The organism is Bdellovibrio bacteriovorus (assembly GCF_041888015.1).
In the GTDB taxonomy this organism is placed as follows: Bacteria; Bdellovibrionota; Bdellovibrionia; order Bdellovibrionales; family Bdellovibrionaceae; genus Bdellovibrio.
This window is the reverse complement of sequence record NZ_CP168968.1, coordinates 1912705-1926441: the sequence shown is the minus strand read 5'-3', so window position 1 is coordinate 1926441 and position 13737 is coordinate 1912705. Positions and strand designations below refer to the sequence as shown.

The following is a 13737-nucleotide window of genomic DNA, read 5'->3' as shown; positions in this document are numbered from 1 at the left end:
ATCCTTTTTATTTTTGAAAATTCATTGGATACTATAGACCTTCGTTGGGGGTTTTTATGATGCTTCTAGTGACTTTATTGTTTCCGGTGTTTGGTTTTGCGCAGCAAACATTGAGCGCCAATCTTTATGATTTGAAATCTAATCAGCAGAAAAAACTCTTTACATTGGATATTGCTGTGGCGCCCGCTGAGGGCGGCGCTTTTCGGACTCAGGCGCAGTATCGGGATCTTGATGGAAAAGTGGCGGTCACAGAAACGGGTCATATAAAAGATGCTGATGTTCAAAGTTACGAAATCCAACAAAATCAAACCGGTGAAGTGGGGCGATTCCGTGTTGAAAATGGGAAGATCTTTTTTGAATACGAAGGTCGTGGCAAGAAAAAATCATCCGAAGAAAAAGTCAGCGGTTTTGTTTTGAGCACCTCCAATTTTAATGCCTTTGTTGCCAAGAACTGGGATCAGCTGAATCAAGGCAAAGCTCTGGATGTGCGCTTTGCGGTTTGGGATCGCCTTGAAACTGTCGGGTTTACTTTGCAAAAACGCGGCGAGATTGAAAAAGACGGGGAAAAGTGGATGGAGCTGCGTATGAAACCCACAAGCTTTGTGATTGCGGCGTTGGTGGATCCTATTTATTTGTGGTACTCCCAAGCTGATAAGCACCTGCGCCTTATGAAGGGGCGTGTGGCTCCGAAGCAGATGCAAAACGGCAAGTGGAAAGATCTGGACGCGGAAGTGGTTTATACCAAGGACCAGAAGTCCGTCTCAAAATAGGACAGTCTCAATTTTTATCGGTTTTTGCCGATAAGTGAGACATGAAAAATCAGAACTCTTTATTCGTTGTTTTTTGTTTGTGCCTGACGGTGGGATTGATGGGCGGATATGCCATCCTTGTCGGGCACTTCAATGGTCATGAAGAGTATGAAATGCGCCTGGCATCTTTGCAGAAACAGGTGGAAAAAGAAAGATTTAACAACTCTCTTCTGAGTTATCAGTTAAAGGACTTCCAGCAAACAGTCGCGCAGGTCCTGCCGGATAATAAAAAACTTCAAGCAAAGTATGAACTTAAGAACCTGGCGGCTGTAGTGCGTGCGCCGGCGAGTGCGGATTCATTGGATCTTTCCGGGGCTCTGTATGAAAAGGGCAAGCGTTACTTTAATAGTCAGGAGTATGACCGCGCTATTCGGGAATTTAACAAACTGATTGAGACTTATCCATTGTCCCAGCATAACGTGGAAGCCCGCTTCTTTATTGCTGAAAGTTACTTCCTGAAGAAGGACTATCGCAGCAGTTTGGGGCAGATCGACGAGATGGTGACTCAATATCCCCAGCACGATCTGACGGGTTTTATCCTTCTGCGTATGGGGCAGATCAGCGAAATGAACAGCCAGACCGAAGAGGCGGCTGAAATCTATAAGACTGTTTCTAAAAACTTCAAAAACGAAAACTTGCAGAAGCAGGCTCGCAAGCTTGCGCAAAGTGTTGAATAGTCATGAAGAAAATCGTTCGGGTTCTTATCTTTTTGATGGCCTTTCAGATGGAGATTCGAGTGCGCGCTGCGGGCGACGTGATCGAGCAGCCGTCGGCTTGTCTTAAAGAAGCTTCGAATTGCGCTTTGCAAGTGACTGGAAGTGCATTTCATTTTGAAAAAGGTGAACAAAAGCTTCATGCCTCCAGCGGTTCGGCCCTGGTGATGGCAAGTTCTCAGCAATGGCGTCTGGTGAAGGGCGCTTTGTGGGTGGAAGATGGTCAGGGGTTGGAAGTGGAAACTCTATTTGCCTCTTTCAAAGCCGGTTTTGGTGAATACTGGATATTGCAAAAAGAATCTCAGGTGCTGGTGCGCAATATGTCGGCTTCTTTGAAAGTCACGTTGCGGGACGGGAAGGTCTTGGATATTCCCGAGGGGTTTGAAGTGTGGATTTCTGCGCTGAATTCCCAGGGTAAATCCGACTATGGTATGATTGAGCCGATCAATATGAAAGAGCATCTGGTTCTGTGGAATTCGCTGTATCGTGGTGACAAGGCCGCCTTTGTTAAAGAGGTCCGTCATTATCGCGAAAACTGGGGTGATCTGGTGCAAAAGAGCAGTCGTCTGTATCAGCATCTGACCGAGCGTGAAATTGCCTCCATAAATGCAAAAGAACAGGCGGCTGAAGCCCATCGGCAGCGCAAAGCGGCCGAAGACCGCAAAGTCAAAGAACTCTATCGTCAGCGTGTGTTTGAACGCTAGATCAAGGTCCTGATTTTAATTTACGATCCATGTCAGTTGCAGTTTCTGCCTGGTCCTCATGTTAATCTGAGGTCTGGGAGGATAGGATGTCTTCTATTTCATCATCGGATCGTGCACGCCAGGACGAAAAGATTCGTCAAACTCGGGAAGAGTATGAGAATCGTGAAAGCGAAAATGCCAAGCGAAAGAACGCAGAAATCAAGCGTTTGGAGCAGCGTCATCACGACGAAATCAAGAATATTACTGATGAATATGAAGGTCGTATCTCCGATCTCAAGGATCGTAATCGCGAAACGCTGAATCAGCGTGATTACGAAAATAGCAAAAAGATTGATGAAGTCCGTCAGACTTATCGTGATTCACTTCGCAATAAGATGGAGGATTCCTACAATGCTCGCGAGCAGCAGCGGACGAGTTACGAAGGCACGATAAAGAAACAAAAAGAAATCAACGAGGCTCAGAAACAGAACCTGGTTGGGCAGATGAATAGTGAAATTTCCGGCCGCGACGAGCGCTTTGCTGAGGCCATTCAGGAAAATCGTCAGAAATCTCAGGAAGCTATTCATAACAACACACGTCGCTTGAATGAGGCTCATGAAAAGGAGCGCGATGTCCTGTTGAGCAGTCACGACGAAACATTGCGGGCGAAAGACCGCAATGTTAAAGAAATGCGTAAATCCTATGAGGCTCGTCTGAAGCAGAGCGAGCGTCAACGTGAAGCGGATAATGCCCGTTGGTCTCAGAAGTATGGCGATTATGTCGTCAACAGCAAGCAGGAGTACGGCGAAAATCTGGATATTAAACAGACAATCATGGATCAGGAGCGTGAGTCGATTCGTGGTAAGTATGAAAATGCACTGGATAATAAGTCCGCGCAGATGGATTCTCAGAATCAGGATTTCCGGGATTCTGTAAATGGTCGTATCAACAGTCAGATTCGTTCTCGTGACAGTCAGATTCAGCGTCTGAATGGTCGTCTTAATAATGAAATTTCCAAGAACGAAAGATTGCGTGGTATTGAACGCCGCAATCTGACTCAAGCCTATGAACAGCGTCTGGTTTTGTCTGAAGAACAGCGTGAAGGTGCTGTGGATCAGATGAAAGAAATCAATGACGAGCGCATCGGTCGTGTTTTGAACGAGAATCAGAAGCTTTTGCGTAATGCGGACCGTGAGAACAAATCTCAGGTCAACATTATGAACACCCGCCATCGTGAAGATCGTGAAAATATGATTCTTCAGCATAAAGATCAGGTGACGCAGGTTGCGAACAATGCGGAGTCTCGGGTTAGTAAGGTCATTGATTTGACTAATAAGAATCAAGCCCAGATGGAGCGTTACTATACGGACTCGTTGGATGTGATGAAATCCAACTACCAGGATCGTATAGATGTGGTTCGGGAAAAGAACTCTGCGGACCATGCGGCTTTGAATAAAAATATGACGGAGCGCTTCAGGACGATGGAGGCAACTTTTAACTCCAGGCTGGAGGAGACGGTGAAGCGCTATGAAGATCGCATTGCGGCTCTTCAGGATAGTCAGGCGCGTGACGTAAAACGCTTGGAGAATCTGCATTCGACACGAACCGGAGAACAGGAAAAGGCCGGCAAGATGGAAAAAGAGTCTTTGCAGATGAGGTACGAGGCCAAGATTGCACAGTTGAATGAGTCGCATCAGGATCAACTTGATAGAATGAATAGACGTCATCAGGAAGATATGCAAAACTTGTCTGTGAAAATGAATTCATACAGCAGGAAGGCGTAGATTCCATGTTAGCAGATCGTCGTGCAAAAATTGTGGCCACTATCGGGCCGGCGACTCGTGACGAAAAAATCTGGAAAAAGCAATTAAGGCGGGCATGAATGTGGCTCGCCTTAACTTTTCCCACGGCAGTCATGAAGACCATCTTAAAGTAGTTAAGTCCTTGCGTAAGCTGTCTCAGGAACTTCAGGCTCCCGTGGCGATTCTGCAGGATTTGCAGGGACCTAAGATTCGCGTTGGAAAATTTGAAAACGGATCCATTGAAATTAAACCCGGGGATCGTCTGGTTGTAACCACGGCGGCTGTTATGGGAAAGTCGGGATTGATTCCATCAGACTTTAAAGAGCTTCCGTTGGCCTGTGTTCCGGGGACTCGCATCCTGTTGGATGACGGTTTGATGGAGATCAAGGTTCTGCAGGTTCGCGGTGAAGAGCTGGATGTGGAAGTTATTTATGGCGGGATTTTAAAAGACCGCAAAGGAATGAATCTGCCGGGGGTTAATCTGCCGGTGGAATGTATGACTCCGAAAGATATTGAGGATCTTGAATTCGGCCTTGAAAACAAGGTTGATTATATCGCCTTGAGCTTTGTTCGCCACGCACGCGATATTCGCCAGTTGCGCGAAAGAATTGAAGCTAAAAACTGCACAGCAAAAATTGTTGCCAAAATCGAGATGGTGGAAGCTATCGAGAACTTGGAAGAGATCTGTCGCCTTAGTGACGCCGTAATGGTGGCACGCGGAGATTTGGCCGTGGAAGTAGGGCAAAGCCGTTTGCCAGGTTATCAAAAGCGTATTATCCAGGTGTGCAATCTCTTGGGGAAGCCAGTTATTACGGCGACTCAGATGTTGGACAGCATGGTTGAAAATCCTCGTCCAACCCGTGCGGAAATCACCGATGTGGCTAATGCCGTTTTGGATGGTTCTGATGCGCTGATGTTGTCCGCAGAATCAGCCAGTGGGAAGTATCCTTTCCGTTGTATCCGTACCATGCACGAAATCATCACCGAAGTTGAGCGCAACGAGGAAGAATACTATAAGATTTCATTGGAAAATGAATTCTTGAGTACCCCTGCTGCGATTGCGGCCAGTGCTTCCTTGAGTGCTTTGAAGTTGAATGCCACGGCAATCATCTGTCTGACAACGTCGGGTAAGACTGCCAATATCATTTCAGCCTTCCGTCCAAAGGCGCGCATTATTTCTGTGACTCAGCATCTGGATGTTTTAAATGGTATGGAGCTTGGCTGGGGGATTCAAACTCATGCTATTAAGCCGTATAAGACCATGGAAGATATTCTGCGTGAAGTGGATCTGTTGTTGGTTTCTCACGGCCTGGGTAAAACCGGTGATCGTGTGATTTTGACTTTGGGTCAGCCTATTGCTTGTGGAGCAAAAACCAACTCTATCTATGTTCATACCGTGGGTGGTGAGGATGTGGTGAAGCTGGCCAATGAAAAGCTTCCGCTGCGTTGTCAGGAAATCCCGGAAATTGAATAGGGTATTTTGAAAAGTAAGAATAAAAAAAAAGCCAGGTTCCGAAAGGTTCCTGGCTTTTTTGTTTTAGCGCAGTTTGCGCTTGAGATTGTTTACGATTGTCCAGTTGCGCGCCAGTGGCTCCACGTAAGGCAGTTCCACCATGATATAGACGCCTTTTTCATCCATGATCTTTTCTGTCAGATATTTCTTTTCGATCAAAGAGTTCACATCATCCGCACGGATAAGTTGTCCCAGCTCTTTCATGGATTCATTTTGCACGTCAGTCAGATCCACCTTATAAAGACCTTTGTGATTTGGCTCTACGCGACGGGCGAAAAGCAGAATGCCATTGAGGATGGTCACTTCCTGTTCAGACAGGGCTGGAAGTCGGTCTTTGTCCTGTTTGAACAACCATTCATTGTACCAGTCTACGAAAGAAAACAATTCCTGAGGTTTCAGATTGCTGATCTTCTGCGTTCCATCCCCACGATCTTCCTGCGTCAGATAGCCAAGATCACTCAAAGCGTTCACCACGCTTTGCATTTTATTCGTGGCCTCCTGGAAGATCTGAATAGTGTAGTTGCGAATCAGGACGGAGGAAAAACTCAAAGCGCCGCCGTCTTCGGATTTGCCATACTTGTTTCCGACCAGATTCAGAATGGAAATGTATTTATTCACGATGTGTGGCGGGAAACGCTCTTCATCGGGATTGGTATTTTCCAGAAGACGGATTTTCTGATTCGCATCGCGCAGCTTTTCATTCAGCGTTTTCATGATCGCACGAACCCACACGGGCAATTGATCCATCTGCTTGTTCAAGGAATCGTAGGGAAGTGCGATGACCTCGGAATCCTTGGTGGCTTTGACATTGGCGCTGCGGGGTTTTTTTATCAAACAAGGCCATTTCACCGACCATGGCGCCGGGCTGGATTTCCGCGATAACAACTTCAGTGTTGCCTTTGCTTTTGGTGATGGCAAAGCCGCCAGTCTTAACGATGTACATCGCATCGGGAGCATCCCCATCTCGGAATAGATAGGTGTCTTTTGCTACTTTTTTTGCCTCTGCCACGAAAACCCCACTCGCAAGTACGTGAATATTTATTATCTATGGGATTTTAAGGCAGGGCAATGCGAGGCTGGACTTACGACGTAGGTGCGGCCTTACTTTTGGTAGCATACCTGCGTCTAAGGCAGATGCAGTACCATAAGTAAGGCCGTACCTTTTTTATGTGAACTAGAATGTCATGGCTTTGCAGTCGGGAGCAATTTTCATTTTGCCCTCTGTGGCTGCCAGAACTTTTTCTGGAGTTAGATCCGGGGCGTATTCTTTCAAAACAAATCCATCAGGTGTGATCTCGATCACGCCGAAATCGCTGACGATTTTCTTGATGCATTTTACGCCCGTTAAAGGAAGTGTGCACTTGCTGCGCAGTTTGGAATTTCCTTCCTTGTCCGTGTGTTGCATGGCCACGATCACATTGCGGGCACCTGCCACCAGGTCCATCGCGCCGCCCATGCCTTTGACCATTTTGCCTGGAACCATCCAGTTGGCGATGCTGCCGGTTTCATCAACCTCCATCGCACCCAAAACAGTCAGATCCACGTGGCCGCCACGGATCATGGCAAAGCTGTCAGCACTGGAAAAGAAACTTGCGCCCGGCAAAGCGGTCACAGTTTGTTTCCCTGCGTTGATAAGATCTGCATCAACGTCAGCTTCTTTTGGGAAAGGTCCCATGCCCAAAAGACCGTTTTCGCTTTGTAACATAACGAATTTGTCTTTCGGGATGTAGTTGGCAACCAGTGTAGGAATTCCGATTCCCAAATTTACGCAGTAACCATCTTCAACTTCTTGAGCGATACGTTGTGCAATTTGCTCTCTTGTTAATGGCATAAATCTTCCTAACCTTTGGCAATCGTTTTTTGTTCAATGCGTTTTTGATAGTTCGTACCCTGGAAGATACGCTGAACATAAACGCCCGGAGTGTGAATCTGGTCCGGATCCAATTCGCCGATTTCAACCAGTTCTTCAACTTCCACCACGGTGATTTTTCCAGCCGTTGCTGCCATAGGGTTGAAGTTGCGCGCTGTTTTGCGGAAGATCAGATTTCCGAACTTGTCGCCCTTCCAGGCTTTCACAAGTGCAAAGTCACCCACGATGCCTCTTTCCAGAACATAGTCGCGGCCGTCGAAGTTTTTAATTTCTTTGCCTTCCGCCACCAGGGTGCCCACTCCTGTTGGAGTGTAGAATCCGGCAATGCCGGCGCCACCCGCGCGGATGCGTTCTGCCAAAGTTCCTTGTGGGCAGAATTCCAGCTCAAGTTCGCCGCTCATATAAAGCTTTTCAAACAGAGCGTTTTCACCGACGTAGGAAGAAATCATTTTTTTGATCTGACGTTTTTGCAAAAGCAGACCCAGGCCGAAATCATCCACACCTGCGTTATTGGAAACGCAGGTCAGGTTTTTCACACCCATTTCGTTTAGAACGGTGATGCAGTTTTCCGGAATTCCGCAAAGACCGAACCCGCCCAAAACAAGAGTCATATTGTCTTTGACGTCAAAGAGCGCACTCTTGGCGTCTTTAAAAACTTTTTTGCTCATGACTAAGCCTTCTCGATGATCAAAGCCACCGCTTCGCCGCCACCAATGCACAAAGTCGCCAAACCATAGCGTTTGTTGTGTGTGTGCAGGGCGTGAACCAAAGTTGTCAGGATGCGAGCGCCTGAAGCTCCGATCGGGTGACCGATAGCCACAGCGCCACCGTGAACGTTGACTTTGGCAGCCGGGATTTCAAGCTCTTTCATCGCAACTTGAGTGACAACCGCAAAGGCTTCATTGATCTCCCAAAGATCAATATCACCGACTTTCAGATTGGCTTTTGCCAAGGCACCTTTGATCGCGCCCACTGGAGCTGTTGTGAAGTATTTTGGATCATGAGCGAAAGTGCCGTGAGCAACTACTTTTGCCAAAGGCTTGATGCCACGTTTTTTCGCTTCGGATTCAGACATCAAAACGTGTGCAGCGGCACCGTCGTTGATTTTGGAAGCATTGGCCGCCGTGATTGTGCCCGCTTTGTCGAACGCAGGTTTCAAACCTGGGATCTTGTCGAAGTTCGTGTTGAACGGCTCTTCGTCTTTGTCAACAGTGACAGCGCCTTTGCGTCCTTCAACTGTGACTGGAGCGATTTCGTTTTTGAACAGATTTTTAGCCCATGCATCCTGAGCTTTTTTGTAGGAATCAATAGCAAACGCGTCTTGTTCTTCACGAGTGAAGTTATGTTCTTTTACGCAGATCTCTGCCGCACTTCCCATGTGGAAATTGCTGTACGGATCCCAAAGACCATCTTTGATCATAGAGTCTGTCATTTGCGTTGGCCCCATGCGGTAGCCAGAGCGGGAGTTTTCAAGCAAGTGCGGTGCCAAAGTCATGTTTTCCTGACCACCAGCAACAGCAATTTTAGTGTGACCCAAAGCGATGGAATCCGCCGCCAGCATGACAGATTTCAAGCCAGAACCGCAAACCTTGTTGATGGTCATGCACGGAGTGGAGTTTTTAAGTCCAGCAAAAAGAGCCGCTTGACGAGCTGGAGCCTGGCCTACGCCGGCAGTCAAAACTTCGCCCATGATGCATTCGTCAATTTCATCAGCAGAAACGCCCGCGCGAGTGATGGCTTCTTTGATAGCTACAGCGCCTAGTTTGGGTGCTGGTACGGAAGCAAAACCACCTTGAAAGGAGGCTACGGGAGTTCTTACGCTGCTCACAATTACGACATTTTCCATTTTTACCTCTTTAGCTTTAGTTCAAGCTTTCTTGACGGGCCGGGGCCCCTTGCAAATTATTGTAAATGCCCGGATACTTTTTTATATTTTAAAGACAGAGTCAAATGTAAGGAGTCAACGCATGTCAGCGATTAGTTTCATTCTTGTCCACCTCGTTTTTCAGCCACTGATGGCAGCTACATTCGAAGTTCCCGTATCTGAAGGTGATCGCTTGGTCCTGAAAGGTCTGGAGGCGCAGGTTCAGATGGTGGGACAGCCTGGCACTGCGTTGCGTGTATCCGGGGTGGAGCAATCCAGTGGGGAAGGCCTTTTCATTGTCGAAAAGAAAAATAATATCATTGAAGTCCGTATGAATGAATACGACGGCAAAAGAACCTGGCTAAACATCTTGCCCAAGGCCGCCTCACAAATGAAAAAAATTGAGATTATCGGCCCGGCGCTTCCTGCAGATGTTCAATTGCGCGGTGGGTCCGTGGTTGCTCAGAAATGGAACAAAGATCTGAAAGTGAGCCTGACTCAAGGGCGCGTGTCATCTTTGAACGGCGCAGGATCTTTGCAAGTCTATGTGCAAAAAGGTGATGTCTCTGTGGCGGATCATTTGGGCAAGGTTAGCGCGGATTCCTACTCTGGTTCCATGACTTTGAAAAACATCCAGGGAGATGTTGATGCGTCGCTTTTTTCTGGTCAGATGAATGTTGAAAAAGTGCGCGGGTTCCTGACTGTATCGGCGCAGCAGTCCACGGCGAAGATCAATCAAAGCAACGGAACGATCCAGTTTGAAAGTGGCAAAGGGAGTTTGAATATCCAGGGGTTCCAGGGGCGCATCGAAGGTCAGAATCAAGATGGCGCTGTGACAATAGGAATGGCTTTGGATTCCGAAGTGGATGTGAAATCCAAGTCGGGCCGCGTGAGTATTCAGACTCCGCCAGGTTCGGGGGCGAGCTTGAACTTGATGACGGTCGAAGGTGAAATTGTTGTCCCGGCAGAAGTGCGTGTGACGAAGCTGAGTGCTGAGAAAACGGCGCGTGGCCGTTTGCGTGGCGACGCGCCGAGAGGAAGCATTTTTGTGCGCAGTCAAGAAGGCACTATTTCAGTGAAATGAGTTGACAGCTTTTCTCAAATGTCTGACAGATGGAATGATCTCTAAAGCACTATCTAGGTAGAACTATGGCAAAAATCGTAAAAAAGAAGCCCGCAGCCAAGGCTGCTGCAAAACCAGCTAAAAAATCGCCCGCAAAAGCCGCGGCTAAGCCAGCTCCCAAAAAGCCGGCTCCAAAAGCCGTTGTGAAAAAGAAGGCTGATAAAGCTCCTGTAAAGGTAGCTAAAAAGCCTGAGGCGAAGAAAAAACCGGAAGTAAAGCCTGCGAAGGCTCCGGTAAAGGCTGCCAAAGAGACCAAAGAGGTTAAAGAAACCAAGGTCGAAGCCAAGAAGCTGGAAAAAAAGGCCACTCCACAGCCTGCTCCTGAAAAAGCGGCGCCTAAAAAAGAGGCGAAAGCCCCTAAAAAAGGCAAAGCGAAGAAGGAGAAGGACGAAGAAGAGCTGGAAGACGATTTTATTGCCGATGACGACATGATGGGCGATGAAATCGGTGAGTACGAGGAAGAACTCAAAGCTGTCGAAGAATCCGAAGAGGAAGTCGAAGTTGATGAGGAGTGGGTTGCTGAAGAGAAAGTGAAGAGCGACGAGGAAGTCGTTCTGACTGACGCAGAGGGTCGCCGCTATTGTCGCGCCCGTGATTGCGACCAAATCGCGATCGTAGATGCTTACTGCCGTTATCACTACTTGATGTTCTGGAAGAAGATCCAAGTTCGTAAGAAGATCCTTCAGGACGGCAAACTTGAGCGTTACGTGGAAGAATTGACTTCCCGTTACCCAGATAAGTTCCTGGAAATGATCCGTCGCGATTTGCGCACGGAAAAAGACTTCCTGGCCGCTATCCAAGAGCTGGAGATCGACGAATCAGCAGTGGATAATGAGTTTGAAGAGGATAATAGCGCGTTTATCGAAGAAGTGCGTGGGATGGGCGAAGGATCCGGTTCCGGCGTCGAAGACGACGAATACTAGGGTCGGCCGTTGAAAAGGGCTCATCCGACTGCGTTGTCGGCCCCTTTTCTTCACTCCGACGTGCTTGGAGCACGCCTCCGTTTCGGAAAGGGGCCTCCGCCTTGCGGCTGAACCCTTTTGAACGGCCTTATTCCCGGTTTTGGGGATGAATTTAAGGAAAATTATAAAGACCTGCCTGATGAGGGTGGGTCTTTTTTTTTGGTTTTTGGGTTTGGTTTGATGCGTTATAGGCTGTAAATTTTATTGCAAATGGGAAATCTCAACATTACTACTAACCGCGGTTACTCAAATATAAGTCGGAGATAGGGTCTGACGTTTCTACCTGCCACCGTAAAGGGCAGTCTATTTGGAGCGGATATGTTTAAGCGCGCAGCTTTGTTTGTTGTGGTTTTGTTCTTTGCAACCCTGTCTCATGCTTATGAGGCGTTTCCTAAAGGGCCGGATGATGCATTGACTCCGGGTGCTCTTTGTAACCGTCCTGATGAATACCGTTATCCTGAAAAAATCAAATACTGTGAACGTGATGTGTCCACATCTCAAAAAGCAGCTATCTTCCAAAAATACGATCAAATCGGTTACAGAACTCGCACTATGAAGCGCCAGGCTTTCAAGATTGATCACTACATCCCACTTTGTGCGGGTGGCAGCAATGATTCCAGGAATTTGTGGCCACAGCACGAAAGTGTTTATGAAATCACAGATAAGTTAGAAGCTTTGATCTGCGAAAAAATGGCAGCAGGCCGTTTGAGGCAGAAAGATGCGGTTGAAATCATCATCCAAGCCAAGCATCACCTGGATGAAGTTCCGACGATTGAAGCTCGCGTAAGAGCTCTTTAATTCACAAGAATATTCTCTCTGTCGAGGGGCGCCCATGTCTGACGAAGGCATGGGCATTTTTGTTTTTAGGGTTTGGGATTTTCAACGTGAATGGCGTTGAATTTTCCAGTGATGCGCGCATAGGTGCCGTTGCTGAGAATCGTCTGCAGTCCCTTTTCCAGAATGCCCGCATATTTGGCGCCGTCTTTGTACTTCTTTGAAAAGCTAAGATAAAGCCCCTTGCGAGAAATGACTCCCAGGGGTTTCACCTTGCTGCTTAAAGAAGGGTTTTCCTGCAGAAGATAAGACGCCGTTAATCCCCAAAGTACGGCATAGTGAACGCGTCCGCTGGCTAATTTTTCCAATTGAGATTTTTCTGTGGGCCCTGGTGAATGGGTGATGCGTTTATTTTGCAAAAACTCTGTGGGGTAAGTGTATCCATTGGTGGTGCCTACGACCTTGCCTTCCAGATCTTTGAAGGTCATGGGGCGCTTGCTTTCATTCGGAGCGCCATACACGACCATGTCGGCCTCAAAAAGCGGTGTAGAATGGAAAATATATTTACCTTCGGTTTCAATACTGATGACAGTGTCAAAGCAGGCTAGAGCTTTGCCTTCTTCAACCTCATGCAGACAGCGGGCAAAAGGAACTGGGCGGGTGATAACTCGAACACCCTGTGATTTGAAGGCTGCCTTGATGATGTCCGGAGCAAGTCCGATCACATCTTTATAGTCCGGTGATGCAGAAGAATAGGGAGCCCAGTCATCCTCGCCATTGATGATGATGGTGGTGGCGCGAACACAGAGAGCTGTGAAAGTGAGTGTTAGAACGAGAGCAATTCGAATCATGATAGATCCTCATTATCTCTCGTTCGCTTGAATGAACCAAGGGAAAAAGAACTTTGTTTATTAAAGTTCTATTATTCTGTTCCGAAGGAACTTGGAAATCATTTAGTGCAAAGACTTCTTAGGCTTTCCGCTGAACATTTTGGGGCCCTTGTTGTCGTCAGAGCCGTCCTCATCCTCGTCGGTGGAGTCGCCTTCAGCGTAGTCTTCATCGTCACGTGGTGGGGAAAGTTCTTCGCTTTGTTCGGCGCGGCTCAAGGCATCTTCATCCACTTCTTCTTCGTCGTGAAGCATGTCATCTTCATTCAAACCCAAAAGTTTGTTGGCCTCAGCTTCCAAAGAAGAGTTTTCAGTTGAGAAGCGCAGATAGATTTTTTTGCCTTGGAACGGAACTTCCTTCCAAGTGTAAGGGAAATCGACTTCTCCGTCGTTTTCCAGATATTCCACCATCATGCTGGCGGCGGCATCCACGCAGTTATGAATGCGTGTGATGGCATCTTGCTGTTCCTGAGAATAGTTCATGGAAACTTCAAAATTCGCCTGAGCCAAGCGGCCTTCTTCCAGATAACCAACGCGCAGCGCAATTTCTTCTTGATAGATGCGACCTTCGATAATCAACTCTGCATTGCCAAGATATTGGGCAAAGTTTTCTTTGAAAACTCCCAAAATTTGTTCTGAGTACTCTTTAGGAAAGGCGGTCCATTTTTTTGAGCTTTTCAGTCTTGGGTTCATGAGCAGATCTCCGTCGAACTTCATTTTTTGACATTTCTAAGACG

Annotated in this window: 15 protein-coding genes and 1 riboswitch; of the genes, 8 read left to right on the top strand and 7 right to left on the bottom strand. The window is 47.4% G+C overall.

The window, feature by feature from the left end; genetic code table 11:
- The first annotated feature begins 56 nt into the window (after positions 1–56).
- The 5 genes from ACES2G_RS09310 to pyk all read left to right on the top strand — a co-directional run bounded on the left by ACES2G_RS09310 (position 57) and on the right by pyk (position 5481).
- The gene (locus tag ACES2G_RS09310) at positions 57–770 is read left to right on the top strand and encodes a hypothetical protein (RefSeq protein ID WP_347356266.1); all 714 of its coding nucleotides are present in this window, start codon (positions 57–59) and stop codon (positions 768–770) included.
- A 41-nt stretch (positions 771–811) separates the two neighbouring features.
- Entirely contained in the window at positions 812–1486 is a 675-nt protein-coding gene (locus ACES2G_RS09305; protein WP_347356267.1) for an outer membrane protein assembly factor BamD, read from the top strand.
- A 2-nt stretch (positions 1487–1488) separates the two neighbouring features.
- The gene (locus ACES2G_RS09300) at positions 1489–2226 is read left to right on the top strand and encodes a hypothetical protein (protein WP_374000006.1); all 738 of its coding nucleotides are present in this window, start codon (positions 1489–1491) and stop codon (positions 2224–2226) included.
- A gap of 86 nt (positions 2227–2312) precedes the next feature.
- Complete coding sequence (locus ACES2G_RS09295; protein ID WP_374000005.1) at positions 2313–3989, top strand: hypothetical protein; 1677 nt, start codon at positions 2313–2315, stop codon at positions 3987–3989.
- Between the two features lie 94 nt (positions 3990–4083).
- On the top strand, positions 4084–5481 hold the full coding sequence (gene pyk, locus ACES2G_RS09290; RefSeq protein WP_374000004.1) for a pyruvate kinase: 1398 nt from the start codon (positions 4084–4086) through the stop codon (positions 5479–5481).
- 63 nt (positions 5482–5544) lie between these two features.
- Here the strand turns inward: pyk and ACES2G_RS09285 are convergent, their stop codons facing one another.
- The 5 genes from ACES2G_RS09285 to ACES2G_RS09265 all read right to left on the bottom strand — a co-directional run bounded on the left by ACES2G_RS09285 (position 5545) and on the right by ACES2G_RS09265 (position 9236).
- Positions 5545–6267, bottom strand: a complete 723-nt coding sequence (locus ACES2G_RS09285; RefSeq protein WP_374000003.1) for a porin — start codon at positions 6265–6267, stop codon at positions 5545–5547.
- Positions 6218–6529, bottom strand: a complete 312-nt coding sequence (locus tag ACES2G_RS09280; RefSeq protein ID WP_374000002.1) for a cyclic nucleotide-binding domain-containing protein — start codon at positions 6527–6529, stop codon at positions 6218–6220. Before ACES2G_RS09280 ends, ACES2G_RS09285 begins: the two co-directional genes overlap by 50 nt.
- 165 nt (positions 6530–6694) lie before the next feature.
- Positions 6695–7351 (bottom strand): CoA transferase subunit B, encoded by a 657-nt coding sequence (locus ACES2G_RS09275; RefSeq protein ID WP_347356276.1) that lies wholly within the window; start codon positions 7349–7351, stop codon positions 6695–6697.
- Between the two features lie 8 nt (positions 7352–7359).
- Complete coding sequence (locus ACES2G_RS09270; protein ID WP_347356278.1) at positions 7360–8058, bottom strand: CoA transferase subunit A; 699 nt, start codon at positions 8056–8058, stop codon at positions 7360–7362.
- 2 nt (positions 8059–8060) lie between these two features.
- A complete protein-coding gene (locus ACES2G_RS09265; RefSeq protein ID WP_374000001.1) occupies positions 8061–9236 on the bottom strand; it encodes an acetyl-CoA C-acyltransferase in 1176 nt (391 codons plus the stop codon).
- Positions 9237–9357: 121 nt separating this feature from the next.
- On the opposite strand from ACES2G_RS09265, the gene ACES2G_RS09260 reads away from it, so the two are divergent.
- The 3 genes from ACES2G_RS09260 (at position 9358) to ACES2G_RS09250 (ending at position 12137) form a co-directional block, all read left to right on the top strand.
- Positions 9358–10338, top strand: a complete 981-nt coding sequence (locus ACES2G_RS09260; protein ID WP_374000000.1) for a hypothetical protein — start codon at positions 9358–9360, stop codon at positions 10336–10338.
- 65 nt (positions 10339–10403) lie between these two features.
- Complete coding sequence (locus ACES2G_RS09255) at positions 10404–11300, top strand: hypothetical protein (RefSeq protein WP_347356283.1); 897 nt, start codon at positions 10404–10406, stop codon at positions 11298–11300.
- 267 nt (positions 11301–11567) lie between these two features.
- Positions 11568–11665, top strand: a riboswitch (purine riboswitch).
- A complete protein-coding gene (locus ACES2G_RS09250; protein WP_347356284.1) occupies positions 11658–12137 on the top strand; it encodes a hypothetical protein in 480 nt (159 codons plus the stop codon). (Overlaps the previous riboswitch by 8 nt.)
- 65 nt (positions 12138–12202) lie before the next feature.
- On the opposite strand, the gene ACES2G_RS09245 is transcribed toward ACES2G_RS09250, so the two are convergent.
- Positions 12203–12964 (bottom strand): transporter substrate-binding domain-containing protein, encoded by a 762-nt coding sequence (locus ACES2G_RS09245; RefSeq protein ID WP_347356286.1) that lies wholly within the window; start codon positions 12962–12964, stop codon positions 12203–12205.
- A gap of 102 nt (positions 12965–13066) precedes the next feature.
- On the bottom strand, positions 13067–13693 hold the full coding sequence (locus ACES2G_RS09240; RefSeq protein WP_373999999.1) for a hypothetical protein: 627 nt from the start codon (positions 13691–13693) through the stop codon (positions 13067–13069).
- Positions 13694–13737: the final 44 nt, after the last annotated feature.